We start from the raw sequence: 23,198 nt of genomic DNA, 5'->3' as shown, positions 1-23,198 counted from the left end.
TTACGCCTTCAGCCGTTCGCCCGTCGGGTCATAGAACACGGTCGAGGTGATCCGCGCACGCCGCACGCCGTCGGGCATCGGGATGTGGACGACCTCGCCCATCCGGTCATGGCCGCCCTCGATCACCGCCATGGCGATGGGATGGCCCAACGCAGCAGAGTCATACGACGAGGTGACGTGGCCAACCATCTTCATCGGCAAGGGCTGGTTCGGGTCCAGCACGATCTGCGCGCCTTCTTCCAGCTTGCTGCCATCCTCGGTCAGCAACCCGACCAGCTGCTTGCGGCCCTTGGCGACGATATCGGGACGCGACAAGGACCGCTTGCCCACGAAATCGGGCTTGGCCTTGCCGATCGCCCAGTCCAGCCCCGCATCCTGCGGCGTGACGGTGCCATCGGTGTCCTGACCCACGATGATATAGCCCTTTTCGGCGCGCAGGACATGCATCGCCTCGGTGCCATAGGGGCAGATGTCATAGGGCTTGCCGGCCTCGATCAGCGCCGTCCACAGCGCCAGCCCGTGACGTGCGGGCACGTTGACCTCGAACCCCACCTCGCCGGTGAAGGACAGCCGAAACAGCCGCGCGGGCAGACCCGCCACGCTGCACTCGGCAACGGACATGTGCGGGAAATCGTCCCAGTCCACGCCTTCGACCAGCGGCTTCAGCAGCGCCAGCGCGTTCGGCCCGTTCAGGGCAACGGTCGCCCACTGCTCGGTCGTCGAGGTCAGCCAGACATTCAGATCGGGCCATTCTGTCTGAAGGTAATCCTCCATCATGTTCAGAACCCGCGCGGCGCCGCCCGTCGTGGTGGTGACGTGGAACAGATCGCTGGACAGCCGCCCGATGACGCCGTCATCGCGGATGAAGCCGTCCTCGCCCAGAAGCAGGCCATAGCGGCAACGGCCCGGCGCCAGCTTGGTCCAGGGGTTGGTGTACATGCGGTTCATGAATTCGACGGCATCGGGCCCCGCGACCTCGATCTTGCCAAGCGTCGAGGCGTCGAAGATCCCGACCGAGGCGCGCGTCGCGCGACATTCGCGGGCCACGGCCGCGTGCATGTCCTCGCCGGGCTTCGGGAAATACCAGCCGCGCCGCCACTGCGCGACAGGTTCGAAGACCGCGCCATTCGCCTCGGCCCAGGGGTCGATCGGCGTCGTGCGGGTCAGCTGGAATGTCTGGCCGCGCAGATATCCCGCGAAGGCGCCGAAGCTGGTCGGCGTATAGGGCGGCCGGAACGTCGTCAGACCGACCTGCGGCGGCTGTTTTGCCAGTGCGTCGGCGGCGATCATCAAGCCGTTGATGTTCGACATCTTGCCCTGATCGGTCGCCATGCCGTTGGTGGTATAACGCTTGACATGTTCGATCGAGCGCATGCCCTCGCGCACCGCCAGCCGCAGATCCTTGGCGGTCACGTCGTTCTGGAAATCGACAAAGGCCTTGGCCTTGCCGGCCGACAGATCGGTCGGCAGTTCCGTGTGGCTGACACCTGTGCCGAGGCGATCATTCTGTACAGGCAGATCGCGCGGATTGCCGCTGCGCGACAGTGCCTCGATGGCGGCCAGACCGGCGTTCACCCCGTCTTCAAGAACCGGGCCAAAGCCCCACAACCCGCGTCCGGCGCCGGCGATCTGGCAGGCCTCGGTCCTGCGGTCGGGCAGGAAGGTGTTGCTGTCGGCATCCCAGGCCAGCGAACCCTTGGTATGCGAGAAGAGATGCAGCGACGGTGTCCAGCCGCCCGACATCAACAGCGCGTCGCAGGCGATCTCGACCGGCTTGCCGACCGCGTCGTCCTGCACCGGATTGACCCGCACCGACTTGATGCGCAGCCGGCCCTTGGTGCCGGTCGCCGTGTGGCCCTGCATCACGCGGATGCCGCGCTGCGCGGCTGCATCCGTCAGGTCGGGACGAACATCGCGGCGCGTATCGATGATGGCCGCGATCCTGCTGCCCGCATCGGCCAGATCGAAGGCGGCATGATACGCGCTGTCATGGCAGGTCAGCACGGCCGGATTGTCGCCCACGCGCACGCCATAGCGGTTCAGATAGGTCTGGGCAGATCCGGCCAGCATGACGCCCGGACGATCATTGCCGTCGAACACAAGCGGCTTTTCCAGCGCGCCCTGCGCCAGAACCACCTGATCGGCACGCACGCGCCACATGCGTTCTCGCGGCGCATCCGCAGGCGGCGTGTCGAGGTGGTCGGTCAGGCGTTCGCACAGACCCACGAAGTTCTGGTGATAATATCCGATGGCCGTGGTGCGGGTCATCAGCCTGACGCCCGCCGCGCGCAGTTCGGTCAGGCTGGTGTCCAGCCATTCCCATGCGGGCGCCCCGTCGATCATCACCGAGGGATCGGACAGCAACGCGCCGCCCATCTCCGGGTTCTCGTCGACCAGCACGACGCGCGCGCCCGATTTCGCCGCGACCAGCGCCGACGCGATCCCGGCCGGACCGCCGCCGACGATCAGCAGATCAGTGTGCAGATAGCGCGCGGCATAGCGGTCGGGGTCGTTCTCGGTCGGCGATTTTCCCAGTCCGGCGGCGCTGCGGATGAACGGCTCGTAGACCTTGTCCCAGAAGGATTTCGGCCACATGAAGGTCTTGTAGTAGAACCCGGCCGAAAACAGCATATAGGCACGGTCATTGATCGCGCCGATGTCAAAGGACAGGCGCGGCCATTTGTTCTGGCTTTCGGTGACCAGCCCCTTGCGCAATTCCTGCACGGTGGCACGGGTATTGGGCTCGAACCGACCGGGACCGCGCGACGTGCCGATCAGCGCGTTGGGTTCTTCCGAACCCGCCGTCACCGTGCCACGCGGGCGATGATACTTGAACGACCGACCCATCAGATGCACGCCATTGGCCAGCAGTGCCGACGCCACCGTATCGCCGCGCAGACCCTGATAGGTCTTGCCGTCGAAGATAAAGCTGACCGGCGCACCGTGATCGACGCGTCCATGTCCGGGGATGCGGTAGCGGCTCATTCTGCGGACTCCTTCACGGTCAGGTCGGGGCGGGACTCGCCCGCCTTGTAGGTCACGAGGAAGCGGTCTGTGACAGTATCCCGCGCCGCATTGAAGAACCGCGCGCAGCCATGGATATGGCGCCAGCGTTCGAAATGCGTGCCGCGTGCATTGGTGCGGATGAACAGGAAGTCGCGCCATTCCTCGTCGGACAGCGCCGAGGGATCGACCGGGCGGGCGATATGCGCCTCGCCGGCATAAGCGAATTCCAGTTCGGGCAGGGTTTCGTCACAATAGGGGCAGTGGATCAGCAGCATGTCTCTTGCTCCTCAATGCGCGACGGCGGCGGCGGCGGCTTCGTCGATCAGCCGGCCGGTGGTGAAACGTTCCAGGGTGAATGGCGCGTTGATCGGATGCGGCTCGTCCTTGGCGACGGTCCAGGCCAGCGTATGCGCGGCGCCGGGCGTCGCCTTGAAGCCGCCGGTGCCCCAGCCGCAGTTGACGTAAAGCCCCTTGACCGGCGTCTTGCCGAGGATAGCGGACCGGTCCGGCGTCACATCGACGATGCCGCCCCATTTGCGCAGCATCCGCATGCGGGTGAAGATCGGGAACACCTCGCAGATTGCGGCGACGGTATGTTCGATCAGCGGCAATCCGCCACGCTGGCTGTAGCTGGTATACTGGTCGGTGCCCGATCCAATCACCAACTCGCCCTTGTCAGACTGGCTGATATAGGCGTGGACGGTGTTGGACATCACCACGCAGGGGAAGATCGGCTTCACCGGCTCACTGACCAGTGCCTGCAGCGGATAGCTTTCCAACGGCATCCGGACGCCCGCTGTGTCCATCACCACGCTGGTATGACCGGCCGCCGAGACGGCCACCTTCTTGGCTCTGATAAAGCCCTTGGCGGTCTCGACCCCGATCACCGCGCCGTCGGGGCCGCGACGGATCGAGGTGACCGGGCAGTTCTGGATGATGTCCACGCCCCGCGCCGCTGCCGCACGGGCATAGCCCCAGGCCACCGCGTCGTGGCGTGCCGTGCCAGCGCGCATCTGAAGTGCCGCGCCCATGACCGGGTAACGGGCATCGGGGCTGATGTTCAGCGGCGGACAGAAGGCCTTCGCCTCTTCCTTGGTCAGCCAGCGGTTGTCGACGCCGTTCAGACGGTTGGCATGGATGTGGCGCTGAAAGGACTGCACGTCATGGACGTTATGCGCCAGCATCATCACGCCGCGCTTGGAATACATGACGTTGTAGTTCAGTTCCTGGGACAGGTTGTCCCACAGATCCAGCGCGTGATCGAACAGCCGTGCGCTTTCATCATAAAGATAGTTCGATCTGATGATGGTCGTGTTCCGCCCGGTATTGCCGCCACCCAGCCAGCCTTTGTCGATCACCGCGACATTGGTGATGCCGTGTTCCTTGGCCAGGTAATAGGCCGCGCCCAGACCGTGTCCGCCCGCACCCACGATCACCACGTCATACTCGGCCTTGGGCTGACTGTCGGGCCATTGCTCGCGCCAGTTCTTGTGGCCGGTCAGCGCGTTCTTCAGCAGCGACATGGCGGAAAAATGGGTCATGGCACCTGTCCTTGCTTGGCGATTCCTGTGATCGATGGAAAATGCAGGATGCGACCAGGTCAGAACTGGATGGTTGCGTCTTTTTGATGTTACATTTGCGCCATGCGCGACGCGACCGCCCCACCTGACACTCCCCGATTGCGGGTCGGCTTTCTGCTGGCCCGAAGGTTCACCCTGTCCGCCTTTGCAAATTTCGTGGATGTGCTTCGTTTGGCTGCGGACGAGGGCGACAGATCGCGCCCGATTCGCTGCACGTGGCAGGTCATCGGGACCAACCGCGATCCGGTCCGCTCTAGCTGCGGCGTGGCGATCAGCGCCGACGAGAGGCTGGGCGATCCCTCGCGCTTCGACTACATCGTGGTGGTCGGCGGGTTGATGGACGAAATCGCCCGTATCCCGCCAGATTACGCGGCATTCCTGCATGAGGCGGCAAGACAGGGCGTGCCCCTGGTCGGCGTCTGCACAGGCGCGTTCATCCTGCACCGCGCAGGGCTGATGCAGGGCTATCGATGCTGCGTCAGCTGGTTCCACCACGACGACTTCCTGGAACAGTTCGACGGGCTGCATCCGGTGTCTGACCGCATCTTCGTGGTGGACCGCGACAGGCTGACCTGTTCGGGCGGTGCAAGTTCGGCGCATCTGGCCGCATTTCTGGTCGATCGCCATATCGGCAAGGCGGCTGCACAGAAAAGCCTGCACATCATGATCATCGATGAGGCAATGGCAGCCGACGATCCGCAACCCGGACTGCCGTTGGAGCTGAAATCGGACGATCCGCTGGTACGGCGGGCGCTGCTGATCCTGCAGCAGAACATGGACGTCCCGCCAAGTGTCGCCCAGGTCGTTGACCGGCTAGGGGTCAGCCGACGCAAGCTGGAACGGCACTTCAACAATTCTCTGGGACTGCCGCCGGCCGAAGCGTTCCTGTTGGTCCGCCTGTCTCAGGTCCGATTGCTTCTGATGCGGGACGACCGCACGATCAGTCAGATCGCCGCCGAAACCGGTTTTTGCGATGCCTCGCATCTAATCCGCATCTTCAAGGACCGAACCAGCACGACACCCGAAGCATGGCGGCGCGGCCATTTGTCCGATCCCATTCAGGCCCAGCCTCTCGACCTGAACACCTAGGATCGGCAAGGGCTCCTCGATCCACGCATCATCAGCCCGACCCGGATCGGTCGCAGGGCGCGGTGGGCCGCCCAGCTAAGCCCTTGGGTAACGTCACATTCTCGGCAGCAGCGAATCTTTTGCCATGCGAGAGGCCCATTGACGGCAGCACCAGAAAACGTTTGCGAACGCCCTGACCCTGCGAATAGCTACTGCACGATCAGGTCGGCATGAAGCGCACCGGCGGCATGAATCGACTTCAGAATATCAATCATGTCCCTCGGCCTTACTCCCAGGGCGTTCAGCCCTTCGACAAGATCGCTCAGCGATGTGTTTCCGGCAACTTCCGCAAATCCGATCCCTGGTTCCTCGCGCAGTTCGGCGAAGGTGCGGGGCACGGTCACCGTCTCGCCTTCCGCGAACGGATTGGGCTGCGACACCTCCGGCGCTTCGCTGACACGCAACGTCAGGCTGCCCTGCGATACCGCGACGCGAGAAATACGAACCCGCTCTCCCATCACGATCGTCCCGGCCTTGTGATCGATCACAACCTTCGCACGGTCCTCTGGTTCGATCAGCAGGTTTTCGATCCGGCCGACAACCCGCGCGGGATTGACGTCGCCCAGTTCACGAAATTCGACCACGACGGTGCCGCTGTCCTGAGTGATCGCCAAACGCCGATTGAAATCACGATTTATCGCATCCTCGATGCGCGTTGCGGTGGTGAAATCGGCATTGCGCAGCGCGATGCGAATGTTCTGCACCTCTGCAAAGTCGAACTCGACCTCGCGCTCGACCCGGGCGCCAACCGGGATCGATCCAGCCGTTGGAACACCCTGGACGACCCGCGCTGCCTCGCCCGAAATCGACACGCCGCCAGCAATGATCGACCCTTGCGCGACAGCGTAAATATTTCCGTCCGCAGCCTTCAGGGGGGTCATCACCAATGTACCGCCAAGCAGGCTTTTGGCATCGCCGATCGTCGACACACTCACATCGATCCGACTGCCCGAACGGGCAAAGGGCGGCAACGTCGCCGTGACGACAACGGCGGCGACGTTTTTTGAACGCAACGCGTCGTCGGTCACGTTGACACCCAGCCGTTCCAGCAGGCTCGCCAGCATTTCCTCGGTGAAAGGTGCGTTCCGAAACCCGTCGCCGGTCCCATCCAGGCCTACCACCAGGCCATAGCCGACAAGGTCATTTCCCCGGACGCCATCAAAATCGGCAAGATCCTTGACCCGAACCGGTGCCGCCGCAAGATTTGCGGGCAGCAGAAGCATCAGCAAGATGACAAAAATTCTGTTCACCGCAGGAAATCCACAAGTTTGAGAGAGGAAAGCCGGGCGGTGACGGCATAAAGCGCCTCGAGCTGCGCCTCGACCTGCTTCAGGGCACCCGCTGTCTCGTAGGGGTCCGCCGCACGCAGGTCATTCCTCGCGATCCGCAGCGTCGCAAGGGCTGATGCGCTTTCGGTCTGCGCGCGATCGACGATTTGCTGCCCAAGGCCGATGCGCCCCATCTCGCTCAGCAGGTTGCTGTTGTTGTCCAGCAGGATCTGCCCACCGATCTGCATCAGGTCACGTCGCTCTTGATGCTGGCCGGCCAGGACCCCGCGCTCCACCAAGGCGGCGGTCGCAAGCCCCTTGAGGACATCCCGCAAAGCCGGAGTTGCAGCGCTTGTGGATAGACCAATCGCCTCGCCCTCTCCGATCTCGATCCTCTGTGGTTGGCCAAGTGTCCCCTGATAGGCCACATCCAGAAAACCACCGCCCCCCTGAGGCGCGTCGAACCAGTTCGATACCGCCTGTGCGATATCAGCAGCGTTCGTCAGGCCCGTCGTTGCCAGTTCAAGCGCGTCCATTATGTCGGAGGCCTGCGCCAAGGCAGGCATATCGCTGTTCAATCCAGAAAACAGGAAGCGATCTCCGACCGACCGGCTGAAGCGGGCCACCGCCGTCTCGAAGGCTCCGCCGACCTCTCCGGCCCGCATCTCCAGAAGCGATTCGGTCTCGTTGAAAGGTTCTGCGACCAGCGACAAGCCCAACGCGCCCGCGTCCGACTGAACCGACACCAGCACATCCTGCATGCCCTGGACGATCAAGGCAGCTTCCGTCGCATTGCGCCTGAACTGGTCCAGACCAGTGATCCGCGCCTCGATGTGCCCCAGGACCTGGGTGTTTCCGTTCAGCCGCTGACCGAGATCAGCGACCTCGCCGCTTGCCATTTCATCGGTCAGCGTCGCCAGTGTCGTCTTGATACGATAGGACGCCGCCTGAAGCGCGAAGGCACGCGCCTGATCGCCTATGGAGTGAACGCTCATTGTCAAAGCCTCAGTATCTGATCCATCATCTCTTCGATCGCCTGGATAACCCGGGCGTTCGCGGCGTATGCCTGTTCGTATTGCAGCAGCCGCTGCATTTCGGCGTCACTGTCCACGCCATCCGCCATCAGGCGGCCCGAAATGGTTTCCGACCGGCTGTTTCGCACCGAACTTTCCGACTCGGCAGCGACCCGTCGAAGGGCGACGCGCGCTTCCAGTTCTGAGAACCGTGATGACAGTGAGCCATTTCCCTCGAAACCCGCGCCACCGGCGAACGCGGTCGACGCACTCAGCGCGTCCGCCATGGCAAGCAACAATGCCGAATCCGCGACGGGACCTGAGAACGCGGTTCCCAGCCCGTCACGGACACGAAAAAGCTCTCCTCCCGCGTCAGGATTCACAAGCGGGTTGAGCGTGATCCGCGCCGAAAGCCCCGCGATCGTCGGAAGAGACGCACGCGTGCCACCGTCCGCGAACAGGCCGGCTGCGGTTGCGGGATAACTCGCATCGACCGCCGGATCCACCAGTCGTTCGTGAAGATCGAAGGCTAAGGCGTCCAGTTCCTGTTGTATCTGCGGGGCCAGCTGATCACGCACCGCGAAATGCGCCTCCAGCGAGCCCCCCTCGAATAACTGCATCTGTGCAGCGGACAATTCGACCCCGTTCTGCACAAGCCGCATGACCGGTGGGATTCCGACCGAAAGGTCAGGCGTCATCTGTCCGACCGCCGAGAACTCGAACCGACTTGGTCGGCTGCCGTCCAGAAGAACGGCACCACCCGTCGTGAAAAGCGCGACCATCCCGCGGTCGCGCGCCACTTCCTGAACAGGAATGATTTCCGCGATCGCGTCGATCGCCGCCTGGCGCTGATCGAGAAGAGACGACGGATCGTTGCCTTCGCTTTCGATGATTGCGATGCGGCGGTTGAGATATGCCACCTGCTCAAGCTTGGCATTGATGGTTGCCACCTCGGATTCAATGGCCTTGTCGGCGGCGGCACGCGCATCCTGGACCGCACCGGACGCCGCATTCAGCCTTTCAGCAAGCCGTTCAGCGGCATCCACGACCCCGGCCAGCCGCAATTCGTCATCCGGGCGCGTCGCGGCCGCTTGGAGGGCATTCGTGAACTCGCCGAGGATTGTCGAAAGGGCACCCTCCTCGCCAGGCAATCCGACGATGTCACCCATCTGCAACAGAAAATCGAGCCGCGTCCGGGCGTCTGCGCTGCCTGACTGGGCAAGACGGGATTCGGCCACCAAAGTCGCGTTGACAACACGCGAAATGCCGTCGATCCTGACCCCACCGCCATAGCCCCCAAGGGTCTGCGCGCTCTGCGCAACCTCGCGTCTGGCGTAGCCTGGGGTCATGATATTGGCCAGATTAGACGCCACAGTCTCGGTTCCCCGCGCTGTTGCGGTCAAACCCGACACGGCGTTGTTCAGCGCCTTCGCAATACTCATCCCGGCTCTCCTGGGCTGGTGATCTTAGGATCCTCAGCGTTTGATATTGGTAGTTTCCTGCAGCATCTCATCGACGGTCTGAATGATCTTGGCATTCGACGAATAGGCGCGCTGCGTCTGGATCAGATGGGTCAGTTCGGCAGCAACGTCAGTGGTCGATGCCTCGCGTGCGAAACCAAGGATCGTCCCAGTCGGCCCGTCGCCCGCATCCCACAAGAAGAAGCTGCCCGAATCCTGCGACACCTTGAAAGCCTGAGCATCCAGTGAGATCAGGCCATTCGGGTTGGGCACATCGACCAGCGGAATCTGGTAGAGGGTCTTCACGAACCCGGTGTCGTATGTTGCCTTGATAAAGCCGTCCTCGTCGATCTCGACGCTGGACAGTTGTCCGACAGGTGACCCGTTCTTGGCGATGTTCGTCGGCGAGAAGCTGGCAGAAAGCTGTCGCAGGCCTGACGCGCCAAGGGGCGTGCCGATGAACATGTCGATGCTGCCGCCACCGGCCACAGCAATCGGCAGAACCCCCTCGACCGGATCGTAGGCGGCACCGGTGATCGTGGTCACGGCGGCAATACTGCCACCGTTGGTCGGCGTATCGTCGAAAGTGATTTCATAGCTGCCGGCCAGCGTCACCGGGTCGGTCGCCGTGTCGTGGACACTCATCGTCCAGGTATTCGCGGCACCGGCCACCGGGGTGAAATCTATGTTCAAGGCTTCGGACGTGCCAAGATTGCCGAAATATTCGACGCTCAGCGTTGGCAGCGGATCGCCCGTTCCGGTCGGGTTGGCCTGGGCGGCGGGCAGGTTGACGCCAAGATGGATCTCGGTGGTCGGATCGCCAGCCGTCTGATGGTCCGGAACCCGCACCGGTTCCAGCGATGCCATCGTGTCACGTCCGACAACGGGGACGGTCCCATCCTGCATCGCGGGCCAGCCCAACAGCACTAGACCGGATTCGGTTCGCAGCACCCCGTCCTCGTCCGTACGGAACGCGCCGGTCCGGGTCATCATGAACGGCAACTGCTCGAACCCGTTATCCAAATCTACGGACGATGTGACCGGCAGCATTCCACGCCCGCTGACCGCGATGTCCAACGGATGCGACGTCGTTTCCAGCGCGCCTCCGTCCATGATGTCGCGGTAGGTCGAGGCACGAACGCCACCGGCCGAATGCAATCCACCGACCTGGTTCTGGTTCAGAACGAAGGCGTTGAATTCCGTTTCCATCCGCTTGTAGCCATAGGTGCCCGAGTTCGCGATATTGTCCGAAATCGTGGCCAGGCGGGTTGAATTCGCCGCCAGGCCGGACACACCGGCGCTCATCGCGGAAGACATCGACATGGGCGTAGATCCTTTTCACATCAGCTTTGATGCCGACTATCGGCCAGACAGCTTAAGATTCGCCTAATCGCACCGGCGGGCGGCCGGTCATCTAAGTAAAATCACCTCGATCCGGTTGTTCGCCGGATCCATCGGGTTGGCCGACCGGTTCTTGCGGTCCGCGTAGCCGGTCACACGATGAATGCGACGTTCATCAAGGTCGGTGCGTTCCAGCAGATTGCGCACCGCGTGCGCGCGGGCATCGGACAATGCCCAGACGGGCGAGGCCACCAGCATCTCGGGATAGGATCGGACATGGCCGGCGATCGCCAGGTCATTGCGCACGCGACCAAGAACGCGCGCCAGGATCCTGGACAGCTCGACCAACGCGGGCTGGGGCTGGGCGGTGTCGTCAACGAACAGCGGCTCTCCGGTGAGGTCGGTCAGCTCGATCACCAGCCCCTCGTCAGTCATGCGGGTGACGACGTGTCGCAGAAGGTTCGACAGTTGCATGGATTCGGCCCCAGTGCCGGTCAGCTGCTGCTGGACATGCTGGGCAAGCTGGTCGAAATCGGCAGACTTCTCGCTGTCGGGCACCTGTTCGAGGATGGCATGGCGGACACCCTCCTCAATCCCGTCGCCCGCAGCGCCGGGCGTGTGGACGATGGTCGGGTTGAAATAATCGGCAAGCCCCGCCCGCTGTTTTTCGGTCGTCGCGTTCAACAGCCACATCAGCAAAAAGAACGCCATCATCGCGGTGACGAAGTCGGCATAGGCCACCTTCCACGCGCCACCGTGATGCCCGGCATCTGCCGCGGCGACACCCCGCTTTATGATGATCGTGGGTCCGTTCGGACCTTTTGCCGCCGCCATGTCGCCACCCGTTTCCAAGACTTCGGAAACCAATGTTGCTGCGGCGCGGCGGCCAAACAAGTTAACGGATCAAATGCATTTCATTCAATCATAGCTGCGGCGATCCTCGATGACCTTGCCATCATTGGGCAGGCTGCCCGGCGCGACGATCTGCACCCGGCCCTTCATCTTTAATGTATCCACGACCGAGGCCGCATAGTTGTCGGCCGAATCGGCAGGCGATTCCAACTGCACCGTCATGATGTCCATCTCGCCCTCTCGGTCGGCGATGACGCGGGCGCGCGCGATCTCGGGGTGGCGCGACACCAGTGCAGCAACCTGTTCCGGGCGCACGAACATGCCCTTGATCTTGGTGGTCTGGTCAGCGCGCCCCATCCATCCCTTGATTCTCATATTCGTGCGACCACAAGGGCTTGTGCCCGGCAGGACCGCCGAAAGATCACCGGTCGCGAATCTGACCAGCGGATAGTCGGGGTTCAGCGTGGTCACCAGCACCTCGCCGACCTCGCCCTCCGGCACAGGATCGCCGGTGCCGGGGCGCACGATCTCGACGATCACGCCCTCATCGACGATCAGCCCTTCGACCGCCTCGCTTTCATAGGCGATGTTGCCAAGATCGGCGGTGGCATAGCACTGCCGCGTGACGATCCCGCGATCCGCATAGCCCTGGCGCAGCGACGGAAAAAGCGCCCCGCCGCCGACAACGGCGCACGTGATCGCCAGCCGCTCGCCCATTTCATCGGCGCGGTCCAGGATGACTTTCAGGAAATCGGGCGTCCCGGCATAGCAGGTGGTCCCGATATCGACGGCCGCCCTGACCTGCAGATCGGTCTGCCCGGTGCCGGCGGGCAGCACCGCCGCATCGACGGCCCGCGCGGCACTGTCGAACATCATGCCCGCAGGCGTCAGGTGATAGCCGAAGCAGTTCTGGACGATATCGCCACGCCCGATACCCGAGGCGTGCAGGAACCTTCCCAGCCGCCACCAGTCGCCCTCGCGTCGGCCCGGTTCATAGATCGGGCCGGGGCTTTGAAAGATATGGTCAAACTCCGCTGCCAGACGGGTGGTATAGCCGCCGAAGGGTGGCGATTTCTTCTGCGCCTCGGACAGTTCCGCCTTGCGCACCACCGGCAGGCGCGCCAGCGTCGCCCGGTCCCTCACCTTGTCCGGATCGACCTCGCGCAGCAGCCTGGCCAGCGCGGGCGCTGTCTTGGCTCGCGCCAGCGTCGCAGGCAATTCCCGCGCCAGCGCCTCTTGCCGCTCGGCGTCATCGCGGGTTTCCAGATCATCGTAATGGGATGGCATCGCGATCTCCTCAGGCCAGCCAGCGTTTGCGGCGGCGATAGCTGCGCACGTCGCGGAAGGATTTTCGGCCCTCGTCCGACATGCCCAGATAGAATTCCTTGACGTCCGGGTTCTCGCGCAGTGCCGCCGCCGGCCCGTCCATCACGATGCGACCGTTTTCCAGGATGTATCCGTAATGGGCATAGCGCAGCGCGACATTGGTGTTCTGTTCGGCCAGCAGGAAGGTAACGCCCTCGCCCTCGTTCACGGCCTTCACGATCTGGAAGATCTGCTCGACCAGCTGCGGCGCCAGCCCCATCGACGGCTCGTCCAGCAGGATCATCTCGGGGCGCGACATCAGTGCGCGGCCCATGGCGACCATCTGCTGCTCACCACCCGATGTGTAACCCGCCTGACTTTTGCGACGTTCCCGCAGACGCGGAAAATAGTCATAGACCATCTCAAGGTCGCGCTTGATCGCGGCCGTGCCATCCGCACGAGTATAGGCGCCGGTCAGCAGATTTTCCTCGACGGTCAGATGTTCGAAGCAGTGGCGCCCCTCCATCACCTGAATGACCCCACGCTTGACCAGCGCAGCCGGGTTCCGGTCGGCGACCCGTTCGCCGCGATAGACGATCGACCCCTTGGTGACCTCGCCCCTCTCGCTTGCCAGAAGGTTCGAGATCGCTTTCAGTGTCGTGGTCTTGCCAGCACCGTTGCCGCCAAGCAGCGCGGTAATTCCGCCCTTGGGCACCGACAGGCTGACACCCTTCAGCACCAGGATGACGTGGTTGTAGATCACCTCGATATTGTTGACTTCCAGCAGCGTCTCTGGCGTGTCGGCATCGAACATGGCGGCCTCCGGATTGCGGTGCCCCGGCGGCGCAAGGCCGCCGGGGACGGTGATCAGTTACACTCGCGCGGGGTGATCCCGGCTTCCTTGGCATAGGCCTCGGAATCGGCGGCAATCAGCGGATCCAGAACCTCGTTGTCGGGCTCGGTGAACTCGGTGATCAGGTTCCAGGTCTTGGCCGAGGCGTCCCATTGCTGGATCCGAGCCATACCGCTGCCACCGTGATTGGAACAGCTCAGCGCGATCTCGGGACCGAAATCGGGCAGGCCGATTTCGGCCAGGCGCTCGGTGCTGATCTCAAGATTCTCGAACCCCTCACGCAGCTGCTCGGGATTGATCTGCGCCGTTCCGGCCAGTTCCTGCGCCTTGCGGATCGCCTCGGCGATGACGACAGCGGCATACATGCCGCGCGAATAGACGGCCGAGCCGACATGTTCGCCGCCCTGGCTGGCCTTGCCCGTATCCAGAACATGGGTCTTCAGATCGTCATACAGCGGGTAGTCCATGCCGACCCCGTTGAAGGTCAGCGACTTGTAGCCATCGGCCCCCGCACCCGCCGGTCCGACATCGATTTCCGAACCCGCCCACCAGATGCCGATGAAATTCTCCATCGGGAACCGGATATTGGCGGCTTCCTGGATCGCGACCTGGTTCATCACGCCCCAGCCCCACATCAGGACATAGTCCGGCTTGTCGCGACGGATCTGCAGCCACTGGGATTTCTGCTCCTGCCCGGGCGCCTCGACGGGGATCGCGTTCAGTTCGAACCCGTGCTTGGCGGCAAGTTCTTCCAGCGTGCGGATCGGCTCCTTGCCATAGGCGCTGTTGTGATAGACCAGCGCGATCTTCTTGCCCGACAGGTCTCCGCCGTTCTCCTCCAGCAGATACTTGATCGCGACCGAGGCACCGTCCCAGTAGTTCGCAGGGGCATTGAAGACCCACTCGAACACCTTGCCGTTCTTCGCCGAGGTGCGCCCGTAGCCCGGCGTGTAAAGAACCTTCTTGTCCACGCCAACCTTGGGGATCAGCTGATATGTGATGCCGGTGGACAGCGGGTTATAGACCAGCGCGCCCGTATCCTTTGTGGCCTCGTAACACTCGACGCCCTTTTCGGTGTTATAGGCGGTCTCGCATTCGGGCACCTGGATGATCTCGCCGCCGATGCCGCCATCGCGTTCGTTCAGCAGCGTGAAATAGTCGTTGAAACCATCGGCATATTGCGTCCCGTTCGCCCCATAGGGACCGGTCCGATAGCTGAGATTGGGCACGACAAGGTCGGCCAGCGCGGGCGCGGCGGTCACCATGCCGGCCAACACGAAAGCGGTCAGTTTGGTCTTCATTCGGGTCTCCTCCCAATTTTGTCTTCTGCCGGTTGCCCGGTCTTGTTCAGGTCAGTGCGGGAACGGCCACAGCCGCAGCTTTTCCTTGGTCAACGACCACAGCCGTGCCAGTCCGTGCGGCTCGACGATCAGGAACATCACGATCAGCGCGCCGACGATCATCAATTCGATATGAGCGGCCAGATCGGTGGGCCACCCCAGCGAGCCGACCAGAACGTTCTTCAGGAAGACCGGCATCATCACCATGAATGCGGCGCCGGCGAAACTTCCGAAAATGCTGCCCAGCCCGCCGATGATGACCATGAAAAGAACCAGAAAGCTTTTGTTGATGCCAAAGGCCTCGCCGACCTCGGCCGCGCCCAGATAGACCGCAAATAGCAGCGCCCCAGCGATGCCGATGAAGAAGCTGCTGACGGCAAAGGCCGACAGCTTGGCGGTCAGGGGGTTCACGCCGATGATCTCGGCCGCGATGTCCATGTCGCGGATCGCCATCCACTTGCGCCCCAGCGTGCCGCGCGTCAGGTTGCGCGCGATCCAGGCCAGCGCGAAGACGAAGACCAGACAGATCAGATATTTCGCCGATGCCGTGCTGGCCGGTCCCGTCACCGCCTGTCCCAGGATCGTCCGCTCGGGCGCGGTGATCTGGCCCGAGGCCGAATAATTGTAGAACCACGGCACCTTGTTGAACAGCCAGACCAGAAAGAACTGCGCGGCCAGCGTCGCGACGGCCAGGTAGAATCCCTTGATGCGCAGGCTGGGCAGGCCGAACAGCACCCCGACCATGGCGGTGATCCCGCCGGCAAGCAGGATGTGGATGACGATGCTGATGTCGGGGAACGCAGTCATCAGCTTGTAGACCGCATAGGCACCGACCGCCATAAATCCGCCCGTGCCAAGGCTGACCTGTCCGGCATAGCCCGTCAGGATGTTCAGCCCCAGTGCCGCGATCGCGTAGATCAGGAACGGCACGAAAACCGCGCTGGCCCAGTAATCGTTGATGACGAAGGGGATGATGCCGAACGCCACAGCCAGCGTGACATAGTATCCCCAGCGATCCAGCCGGATCGGAAAGGTCTGGCCATCGTCGCGATAGGTCGTCTTGAAATCGCCCGCCTCACGATACAGCATCGAAGCCTCCCGCCACATCCGTCATGTCATTGGTGTATTCATGCGAAGAAGCTGTCGGCTTCGTCGTTGTCCAAATACCGGTTCTTCCATCAGCCTCGCGCGCCATCTTCAGACCCTCTCGATGATGCGTTCGCCGAACAGGCCCTGTGGCCGGAAGACGAGGAAGATCAGCGCCAGCACATAGGCGAACCAGTTCTCGGTCGCGCCGCCGACCATCGGACCGATGAAGAATTCGAACAGCTTTTCGCCCACGCCGATGATCAGCCCACCGACGATGGCACCGGGGATCGAGGTGAAGCCACCCAGCATCAGCACCGGCAGCGCCTTCAGCGCGATCAGCGACAGGCTGAACTGCACGCCCGACTTGGTGCCCCACATGATGCCCGCGACCAGCGCGACGAAGCCCGCGATCGACCAGACCATCACCCAGATGAAGCGCAGGCTGATGCCCACCGACAGCGCCGCCTGGTGATCGTCGGCCACGGCCCGCATCGCCCGGCCTTGCTTGGTGTATTGCGCGAACGCGACCAGCGCCGCGACCAGCAACGCCGCGATCACGGTGGCCCAGATATCCAGCCGGTCGATGAAGAAACCATAGCCGAACCACTCGGCCGTCGCGCCCTCAATGCTGTCCGAGATGCCTTGCGGCAGCCCGACATCCAGCGTCTTGATGTCCGCGCCCCACATCACGTCGCCCAGGCCTTCCAAGAAATAGGCCAGCCCGATCGTGGCCATGAACAGGATGATCGGTTCCTGTCCGACCAAATGCTGCAGAACCAGCTTTTCGATCAGGAAGGCCAGAGCCACCATCACCCCGGCGGTCAGCGCGATGGCCAGCACCGCAGGCACCGTCCAGCCGAAATGATGCAGACTTGTGCCGAAGGCCGCGTTGATCAGATGCGCAAAGGGGATCTGCCCCTGCTGGATACCGACCAGCGTCAGCGCCGCAAACAGTGCCAGAACACCCTGCGCATAGTTGAACACGCCCGACGCCTTGAAGATCAGCACGAAGCCAAGGGCCACCAGCGCATACATGACCCCTGTCATCAGCCCGTTCGCCAGCACCTCGGCGGCAAAGAAGAACTGGTCCATCATTCGGTCCCTCGCTTGGTGTCGTCAGTCATGTGCCACCCCCAGATAGGCGTCGATCACGTCCTGATTGCGCCGCACCTCGTCCGGGTTGCCGTCACCGATCTTTCGGCCGTAATCCATCACCACCACCCTGTCGGACAGGTCCATGACCACGCCCATGTCGTGTTCGATCAGCGCGATGGTGGTGCCGAATTCGTCGTTCACGTCCAGGATGAAGCGGGACATGTCCTCTTTCTCCTCGACATTCATGCCGGCCATCGGCTCGTCCAACAGAAGGATCTGCGGCTCGGCGGCCAGCGCGCGCGCAAGTTCTACCCGCTTCTTCAGGCCATAGGGCAAACGCCCGACCGGCGTCTTGCGAATGTTCTGGATTTCCAGAAAGTCGATGATCTTCTCGACCTGCTCGCGGTTCTCGTTTTCCTCGCGCTCGGCGGCGCCCCACCACAGCGCCTGGCTGAGAAGCCCCGATTTCATCCGGTTCAGGCGGCCGGTCATGATGTTGTCCAGCACGCTCATTCCGTCAAACAGCGCGATGTTCTGGAAGGTGCGCGCAATGCCAAGCCGCGCAACCTCATAGGGTTTCATCGGCCCACGGCGATAGCCCTTGAACCAGACCTCGCCCTCTTGCGGATGATAAAAGCCCGAGATCACGTTCAGCATCGACGACTTGCCGGCGCCGTTCGGGCCGATGATCGCGCGGATCTCGCCCTGCCGGATGTCGAAGCTGATATCCTTGATCGCGACCACACCGCCAAAGCGCAGCGTGATGTTCTTCATTTCCATCAGCACGCCACCGATCTGGCGGCCATCGGCGGTGCTGTAGCCTTCGGTCTTGTCCAACATCGGCTCAGCTCCCCGCGATAAGGCCGATGATGACGCCGTAAAGCGCCACGGCAGGGCCGTACTGGATCATCTGTTTCAGCGGCAGTCCCGGCCACAGCCGGCTGGCGGCGGCCACGCCGAAGCCGCCGGTCAGCGCGCCGGCGACAAGATCGCTCATCCAGGCCGGAAGGAAGCCCGGCAGCAACCAGGCCAGGACCAGACCCGCCAGCGCGATCAGGCCGCCGCTGACATAGCTGGGTTTGTAGGTGATCACCGCCCTGTTCATTCCGCCGCCACCTTCTGCCCCTGCGCATCGCCGAAGACCTGCGCATCCTCGATCTTCAGCGTCGCGGTGATCTTGCCCTTGCGGCCATCCTCGTAGGTGACCTCGGTTTCGGTATAGATGCTGTCCGACCCGTCATAGAGCGCGGCGACAAGATCGGCGAACTTGTCGTTGATGACCGCGCGGCGGACCTTGCGCGTCCGCGTCATTTCGCCGTCGTCGGGGTCCAGTTCCTTGTGCAGCACCAGGAACCGGTGGACCTGGCAGCCCGACAGCATCGGATCCTCGGCGACGGATCTGTTCACCGCCTCCACATGCTCCCTGATCGTCGCATAGACCTGCGGATGTCCGGCCAGTTCCTGATAGCTGGCATAGGCGATATTGTTGCGCTCGGCCCAGTTGCCGACCGCGTTCAGGTCGATATTGATCATCGCCGTGCAGTAATCGCGACCATTGCCGATCACGACCGCTTCCAGGATGTTGGGATAGAACTTCAGCTTGTTCTCGACATATTTGGGCGCGAACATGTTGCCGTCGGCCATCTTCCCGACATCCTTGGCGCGGTCGATGATCCGCAGGTGCCCGGTCGCATCCTCGAAGAACCCCGCATCGCCGGTCGCCACCCAGCCCTGCGCGTCCTTGGTCGAGGCGGTGCTGTCGGCATTCTTGTAGTATTCGACGAAGGTGCCGGGGCTGCGATAGAAGACTTCGCCATTCTCGGCGATCCTGACCTCGACGCCCGGGCTGGGCACCCCGACCGTGTCGGACCGCACCTGCCCGTCTGGCTGCTGGGTGATGAAGACCGATGCCTCGGTCTGGCCATAAAGCTGCTTCAGGTTGATGCCCAGGCTGCGATAGAAATCGAAGATCTCGGGTCCGATCGCTTCGCCCGCTGTGTAGCCGACCCGAACGCGCGACAGGCCCAGGGTATTCTTCAGCGGACCATAGACGAACAGATTGCCCAACGCATAGGACAGCCTGTCGCCTGTCCCGACCTGCTTGCCGTCCAGCAGCGCCGGACCAACGCGGCGCGCGACGTCCATGAAATGCCGGAACAGCCAGCGTTTGACGCGTCCGGCATCCTCCATGCGGATCATCACCGTAGTCAGCTGGTTCTCGAAAACGCGCGGCGGCGCGAAGAAATAGGTCGGCCCGATCTCGCGCATGTCGGTCATCATCGTATGCGCGCCTTCGGGGCAGTTCACCGTGAACCCCGCCCACAGCGCCTGCCCGACCGAAAAGATGAAATCGCCCACCCAGGCCATCGGCAGATAGGCGACGATTTCTTCGCGCTGGCTCAGATGATCGAACTGGGCGCTGTTCTTCGAGGTCTCGATGATATTGCGGTTCGACAGCACCACGCCCTTGGGCTTGCCGGTGGTTCCGCTGGTATACAGCATCACGCAGGTGCTGTCGTAATCCAGCGCCGCGATCCGTGCGTCCAATTCGGCGCCCAGACGCTGCGCCGCAGCCCGACCTTCGTCCTGCACATCGGACAGCGCGTTCATGCGCGCATGGTCGTATTTCCGCATCCCGCGCTTGTCGGTGTAGATGATCTGTTCGATGCCGGTCACGGTCTCTTCGACCTCAAGCACCTTGTCGACCTGTTCCTGATCGCCGCACAGAACAAAGCGCGCGCCGCAATGATCCATCACATAGGCCATCTCTTCGGCGACGGCGTCCTGATACAGCGGCACCGGAATGGCCCCGCACATCTGTGCCGCGATCATGCCCCAGTAATGGGCGGGCCGGTTGCGCCCGATGATCGCCACATAGTCACCCGGCTTCAGGCCCAGGACAAGCAGCCCCAGCGCCAGGGCGCGGATCTCATCGGCTGCCTCGGCCCAGGTCCAGCTTTGCCAGATGCCGAATTCCTTTTCGCGATAGGCCGGCCGATTGCCGAAACGGCCCACGTTCCGCGCCAGCAGCGCAGGAATCGAATGCAATTCGCCGGTCGGCGCCTGCGGGTCCGTCATGTTTCCTCCCTTGTCGCGGTCTCTTGCCGCGTTGTCCCGGACACCTCCTCCGTGCCCCGGACGCGCCCACTGTTGCCGCCAATCATTGCCGCAGTTTTTCGGAAATCCAACGAAATGTTACGGCGCTTTTGCGGATCGCGCCGCAGTGCTATCGCTGCGCAGGGGAGGATCCGACGTGACACGCGAAAGCATGGGGCAGCGCCCTGAAACCAGCGGACGGCATCGATGACATCGGAACGGCTGCGCGCCGATCTGACCCGGTCCGGGCTGAACCTGATCGGTCAGGCGCTGTCGATCTTCGACGCCGATCTGAGGCTGGCCGTCGCCAATGATCAGTATCAGGCCATGTTCGACCTGCCCGAACCGCTGACCCGCCCCGGCACCAGCTTCGAGGATACGATCCGTTTTCTGGTCGAACGCGGCGAATACGGCCCACAGGACGATCCGGACGCCGCCGTGGCGTTCCGCGTGGAACAGGCCCGGACCTTTCAGCCGCATTATTTCGAACGGATGCGCGCGAATGGCCGCTGGGTCGCGGTCGAGGGCGCGCCGTTGTCGCAGGGCGGCTGGGTGACGGTCTATACTGACATCACCGACATGAAGCGGCAGGAAGCATTGCTGCGCGCCCGGTCCGAGGAACTTAGCGAACAGGTTCTGGATCACGCCGAACGCCTGGCCGCTGCCAACCGCGAACTGGCCGCCACCAACGCCGCCCTGCAAGAGGCGCAGCGTGTCCTGACCCGGACCGAGGCGCGGACCCGTCAGGTGACGGAAATGGTTCCGGCCCACATCGCGCATGTCGATGCAGATTACCGCTACACCTTCTCGAACCGCCGCCTCCCGTCGATCTTTCCCGGTGCGGCGGGCGAGATCGTCGGTCAGACCGTCAGGGACGCGCTGGGAACGGAGACGTTCGCCACGTTGCAGCCTTGGCTGGACAAGGCGCTGGCCGGTGATCCGCAGGTGTTCGAGATCACGCACCCGACCTCGGGCCGCCGCATCCGCATCGCGTTGACCCCCGACAGGGCGGGGCAAGGCGTCTATATCCTGTCGACCGATGTCAGCGCCGAGGTGCAGGCCCGCGAGGCGCTGGCCCATGCCGGCAAGCGCAGTCTGGCCGCGCAGCTGACCTCGGGGATGGCGCATGATTTCGGCAATCTTCTTACCATCATCCTGGGGCTGCAGGGCCGGCTGGCGGCGCTGAACCTGCCCGCCGCCGCCGCGCAGGACGTGCAGGCGACGCTGGCCGCCGCCCGGCGTGGCGCGACCTTGCTGGACCGGCTGGCCAAAATCAGCGGCCAGCGCGAATTGTCGCTGCAGCCCGTCGATCTTCCCGCGCTGCTGCGCGATCTTGGCACGCTGGCGCGCCCCTCGCTGACCAAGGGCACCACCTTGATCCTGCGTCTGGACCTGCCCAAGGACCAGGTGCTGCTGGACCCCGGCGCGCTGCAGGATTCGCTGCTGAACCTGATCCTGAACGCCAACGCGGCGATCAACGGGCCGGGCTGCATCACCCTGACCGCCCGCGTCAGTGGCGAATGGATCGAACTGGGTGTCACCGACACCGGGCCGGGCTTCTCGGACGAGGCGCTGACCCGCGCGACCGAGCCGTTCTTCTCGACCAAGAAGGGCCAGGGTTCGGGGCTTGGCCTGTCGATGGTCTATGACCAGACAAAGCTGGTCGGCGGCACGATGCGGCTGGACAACACCGACAGCGGCGCGCGTGTCACGCTGCGCCTGCCGCTGCGCCCTGTCGCGCGCCAGATGGTGCTGCTGGTCGAGGATGACGACACGATTCGCGCCGATATCCGCGAGATGCTGACAGGGCTGGGCCACGCCGTGCTGGAAGCCGCCAGCCTTGACGAAGCGCGCAGCATGACCGACCTGCCCGGCCTGACGATGATCCTGTCGGACATCCAGCTTGGCGACGGGCTGGGCCTTGATCTGGTTTCGGGTCTGCCGGTCGTGCTGATGACCTCGCTGCCCGCCACGGACCCGCTTCGCGCCGGTGCCACCGTGCCGGTGCTGACCAAACCCTTCACGCCCGCCCGGCTTGCTACGGCGCTGGCAGATGCAAGGATGCCCGCATGACCGACACCCCGCTGATCGCCATTCTGGATGACGAGCCCGAGATTCGCAGGCTTCTGTCGGCGGCGCTGGAAGATGCCGGTTTCCGCACCCAAAGCTTTGCCCGCGCCACCGAATTCGAGGCCGCACTGCGCCGCATCACCCCCGATGCCTGCCTGATCGACCTTGGCCTGCCCGACCGCGATGGGCTGGCGCTGGTCCACCGGCTGGCCACCGAATCGGGTGCGGCGATCATCATCATCTCGGGACGTGCCCAGGTGCAGGATCGGGTAACCGGGCTGGAACTGGGCGCAGATGACTACATCATCAAGCCGTTCGAGCCGGCCGAGGTCGTGGCGCGCATCCGCGCCCGCCTGCGCCGCCCCGCACAGACCCCGCGCGGCAGCAGCAGCACGGTGCGGTTTGCGGGCTGGACGGCGGATTTCGACCGCTACCTGCTGATCGCGCCCGACGGGCGCGAAACCCCGCTCAGCCATGCCGAGGCCGAGGTTCTGAGGATGTTCACCGACAATCCCCGCCGGCTAATCACCCGCAGCCAGATGCTGGAAACCCTTGGCGGAGCGGCGGGCGACAGCTTCGATCGCGCGATGGATGTGCGGATCTCGCGGCTGCGCACCAAGCTGGGCGAAGACCCGAAGAACCCGCGCCTGATCAAGACGATCTACGGCGCGGGCTACATCTTTCTGGCCGAAACAGGATGAG

At 63.4% G+C, this 23,198-nt stretch carries 19 protein-coding genes; 3 read left to right on the top strand and 16 right to left on the bottom strand.

Features of this window, described 5'->3' with window-relative positions; genetic code table 11:
- Genes MU516_RS15085 through MU516_RS15075 form a run of 3 tightly spaced genes read right to left on the bottom strand, consistent with a single transcriptional unit; the run spans window position 1 to window position 4,547 of the window.
- Window positions 1-2,985, bottom strand: a complete 2,985-nt coding sequence (locus tag MU516_RS15085) for a sarcosine oxidase subunit alpha (protein ID WP_260278106.1) — start codon at window positions 2,983-2,985, stop codon at window positions 1-3.
- Window positions 2,982-3,281, bottom strand: coding sequence for a sarcosine oxidase subunit delta (locus tag MU516_RS15080; protein ID WP_260278105.1), 300 nt, complete (start codon window positions 3,279-3,281; stop codon window positions 2,982-2,984). The genes MU516_RS15085 and MU516_RS15080 overlap by 4 nt, the downstream gene beginning before the upstream one ends.
- A 12-nt stretch (window positions 3,282-3,293) precedes the next feature.
- Entirely contained in the window at window positions 3,294-4,547 is a 1,254-nt protein-coding gene (locus MU516_RS15075; RefSeq protein ID WP_260278104.1) for a sarcosine oxidase subunit beta family protein, read from the bottom strand.
- A 102-nt stretch (window positions 4,548-4,649) separates the two neighbouring features.
- Here MU516_RS15075 and MU516_RS15070 point away from each other — a divergent pair, with 102 nt between their 5' ends.
- Window positions 4,650-5,675 (top strand): GlxA family transcriptional regulator, encoded by a 1,026-nt coding sequence (locus MU516_RS15070; RefSeq protein WP_260278103.1) that lies wholly within the window; start codon window positions 4,650-4,652, stop codon window positions 5,673-5,675.
- A 188-nt stretch (window positions 5,676-5,863) separates the two neighbouring features.
- On the opposite strand, the gene MU516_RS15065 is transcribed toward MU516_RS15070, so the two are convergent.
- The 13 genes from MU516_RS15065 to MU516_RS15005 form a co-directional block, all read right to left on the bottom strand.
- Window positions 5,864-6,937: a flagellar basal body P-ring protein FlgI gene (locus MU516_RS15065; protein WP_260278196.1), complete on the bottom strand. Its 1,074-nt coding sequence runs from the start codon at window positions 6,935-6,937 to the stop codon at window positions 5,864-5,866.
- A 23-nt stretch (window positions 6,938-6,960) separates the two neighbouring features.
- Complete coding sequence (locus MU516_RS15060; RefSeq protein ID WP_260278102.1) at window positions 6,961-7,977, bottom strand: hypothetical protein; 1,017 nt, start codon at window positions 7,975-7,977, stop codon at window positions 6,961-6,963.
- Window positions 7,978-7,979: 2 nt separating this feature from the next.
- Complete coding sequence (gene flgK / locus MU516_RS15055; protein ID WP_260278101.1) at window positions 7,980-9,437, bottom strand: flagellar hook-associated protein FlgK; 1,458 nt, start codon at window positions 9,435-9,437, stop codon at window positions 7,980-7,982.
- A gap of 33 nt (window positions 9,438-9,470) precedes the next feature.
- A complete protein-coding gene (locus MU516_RS15050) occupies window positions 9,471-10,778 on the bottom strand; it encodes a flagellar hook protein FlgE (RefSeq protein ID WP_260278100.1) in 1,308 nt (435 codons plus the stop codon).
- Window positions 10,779-10,865: 87 nt separating this feature from the next.
- Window positions 10,866-11,630: a flagellar motor protein MotB gene (locus MU516_RS15045; RefSeq protein WP_260278099.1), complete on the bottom strand. Its 765-nt coding sequence runs from the start codon at window positions 11,628-11,630 to the stop codon at window positions 10,866-10,868.
- A gap of 84 nt (window positions 11,631-11,714) precedes the next feature.
- Window positions 11,715-12,935, bottom strand: coding sequence for a phenylacetate--CoA ligase family protein (locus MU516_RS15040; protein ID WP_260278098.1), 1,221 nt, complete (start codon window positions 12,933-12,935; stop codon window positions 11,715-11,717).
- Between the two features lie 10 nt (window positions 12,936-12,945).
- The gene (locus MU516_RS15035; protein WP_209057726.1) at window positions 12,946-13,767 is read right to left on the bottom strand and encodes an ABC transporter ATP-binding protein; all 822 of its coding nucleotides are present in this window, start codon (window positions 13,765-13,767) and stop codon (window positions 12,946-12,948) included.
- Between the two features lie 53 nt (window positions 13,768-13,820).
- Entirely contained in the window at window positions 13,821-15,107 is a 1,287-nt protein-coding gene (locus MU516_RS15030) for an ABC transporter substrate-binding protein (protein ID WP_260278097.1), read from the bottom strand.
- 51 nt (window positions 15,108-15,158) lie between these two features.
- A complete protein-coding gene (locus MU516_RS15025) occupies window positions 15,159-16,235 on the bottom strand; it encodes a branched-chain amino acid ABC transporter permease (protein ID WP_260278195.1) in 1,077 nt (358 codons plus the stop codon).
- A 108-nt stretch (window positions 16,236-16,343) separates the two neighbouring features.
- On the bottom strand, window positions 16,344-17,330 hold the full coding sequence (locus MU516_RS15020; protein ID WP_260278096.1) for a branched-chain amino acid ABC transporter permease: 987 nt from the start codon (window positions 17,328-17,330) through the stop codon (window positions 16,344-16,346).
- A gap of 21 nt (window positions 17,331-17,351) precedes the next feature.
- On the bottom strand, window positions 17,352-18,170 hold the full coding sequence (locus tag MU516_RS15015; RefSeq protein ID WP_260278095.1) for an ABC transporter ATP-binding protein: 819 nt from the start codon (window positions 18,168-18,170) through the stop codon (window positions 17,352-17,354).
- A gap of 4 nt (window positions 18,171-18,174) precedes the next feature.
- A complete protein-coding gene (locus MU516_RS15010) occupies window positions 18,175-18,435 on the bottom strand; it encodes a hypothetical protein (protein WP_260278094.1) in 261 nt (86 codons plus the stop codon).
- Entirely contained in the window at window positions 18,432-20,408 is a 1,977-nt protein-coding gene (locus MU516_RS15005) for an AMP-binding protein (RefSeq protein ID WP_260278093.1), read from the bottom strand. The genes MU516_RS15010 and MU516_RS15005 overlap by 4 nt, the downstream gene beginning before the upstream one ends.
- A 225-nt stretch (window positions 20,409-20,633) precedes the next feature.
- Between MU516_RS15005 and MU516_RS15000 the strand changes: the two genes are divergently transcribed.
- Both MU516_RS15000 and MU516_RS14995 read left to right on the top strand, forming a co-directional pair.
- Window positions 20,634-22,499: a hybrid sensor histidine kinase/response regulator gene (locus MU516_RS15000; RefSeq protein ID WP_260278092.1), complete on the top strand. Its 1,866-nt coding sequence runs from the start codon at window positions 20,634-20,636 to the stop codon at window positions 22,497-22,499.
- A complete protein-coding gene (locus MU516_RS14995) occupies window positions 22,496-23,197 on the top strand; it encodes a response regulator transcription factor (protein ID WP_209057713.1) in 702 nt (233 codons plus the stop codon). Before MU516_RS15000 ends, MU516_RS14995 begins: the two co-directional genes overlap by 4 nt.
- The last annotated feature ends 1 nt before the right edge of the window (window position 23,198 follow it).

It is taken from the genome of Paracoccus maritimus (assembly GCF_025195095.1).
GTDB classification, from domain to species: domain Bacteria; phylum Pseudomonadota; class Alphaproteobacteria; order Rhodobacterales; family Rhodobacteraceae; genus Paracoccus; species Paracoccus maritimus.
This window is presented reverse-complemented; position numbering and strand designations above follow the sequence as displayed.

What these genes read in the sequence shown, in the direction of transcription:
- MU516_RS15060 (WP_260278102.1), bottom strand. Translation starts at nt 7,977, where the DNA reads ATGAGCGTTCACTCCATAGGCGATCAGGCGCGTGCCTTCGCGCTTCAG.
- MU516_RS15080 (WP_260278105.1), bottom strand. Translation starts at nt 3,281, where the DNA reads ATGCTGCTGATCCACTGCCCCTATTGTGACGAAACCCTGCCCGAACTG.
- MU516_RS15040 (WP_260278098.1), bottom strand. Translation starts at nt 12,935, where the DNA reads ATGCCATCCCATTACGATGATCTGGAAACCCGCGATGACGCCGAGCGG.
- MU516_RS15085 (WP_260278106.1), bottom strand. Translation starts at nt 2,985, where the DNA reads ATGAGCCGCTACCGCATCCCCGGACATGGACGCGTCGATCACGGTGCG.
- MU516_RS15070 (WP_260278103.1), top strand. Translation starts at nt 4,650, where the DNA reads ATGCGCGACGCGACCGCCCCACCTGACACTCCCCGATTGCGGGTCGGC.
- MU516_RS15035 (WP_209057726.1), bottom strand. Translation starts at nt 13,767, where the DNA reads ATGTTCGATGCCGACACGCCAGAGACGCTGCTGGAAGTCAACAATATC.
- MU516_RS15005 (WP_260278093.1), bottom strand. Translation starts at nt 20,408, where the DNA reads ATGACGGACCCGCAGGCGCCGACCGGCGAATTGCATTCGATTCCTGCG.
- MU516_RS15010 (WP_260278094.1), bottom strand. Translation starts at nt 18,435, where the DNA reads ATGAACAGGGCGGTGATCACCTACAAACCCAGCTATGTCAGCGGCGGC.
- MU516_RS15075 (WP_260278104.1), bottom strand. Translation starts at nt 4,547, where the DNA reads ATGACCCATTTTTCCGCCATGTCGCTGCTGAAGAACGCGCTGACCGGC.
- MU516_RS15015 (WP_260278095.1), bottom strand. Translation starts at nt 18,170, where the DNA reads ATGTTGGACAAGACCGAAGGCTACAGCACCGCCGATGGCCGCCAGATC.
- MU516_RS15000 (WP_260278092.1), top strand. Translation starts at nt 20,634, where the DNA reads ATGACATCGGAACGGCTGCGCGCCGATCTGACCCGGTCCGGGCTGAAC.
- MU516_RS15020 (WP_260278096.1), bottom strand. Translation starts at nt 17,330, where the DNA reads ATGATGGACCAGTTCTTCTTTGCCGCCGAGGTGCTGGCGAACGGGCTG.
- MU516_RS15050 (WP_260278100.1), bottom strand. Translation starts at nt 10,778, where the DNA reads ATGTCGATGTCTTCCGCGATGAGCGCCGGTGTGTCCGGCCTGGCGGCG.
- MU516_RS15065 (WP_260278196.1), bottom strand. Translation starts at nt 6,937, where the DNA reads ATGCTTCTGCTGCCCGCAAATCTTGCGGCGGCACCGGTTCGGGTCAAG.
- MU516_RS15025 (WP_260278195.1), bottom strand. Translation starts at nt 16,235, where the DNA reads ATGCTGTATCGTGAGGCGGGCGATTTCAAGACGACCTATCGCGACGAT.
- MU516_RS14995 (WP_209057713.1), top strand. Translation starts at nt 22,496, where the DNA reads ATGACCGACACCCCGCTGATCGCCATTCTGGATGACGAGCCCGAGATT.
- MU516_RS15045 (WP_260278099.1), bottom strand. Translation starts at nt 11,630, where the DNA reads ATGGCGGCGGCAAAAGGTCCGAACGGACCCACGATCATCATAAAGCGG.
- flgK (WP_260278101.1), bottom strand. Translation starts at nt 9,437, where the DNA reads ATGAGTATTGCGAAGGCGCTGAACAACGCCGTGTCGGGTTTGACCGCA.
- MU516_RS15030 (WP_260278097.1), bottom strand. Translation starts at nt 15,107, where the DNA reads ATGAAGACCAAACTGACCGCTTTCGTGTTGGCCGGCATGGTGACCGCC.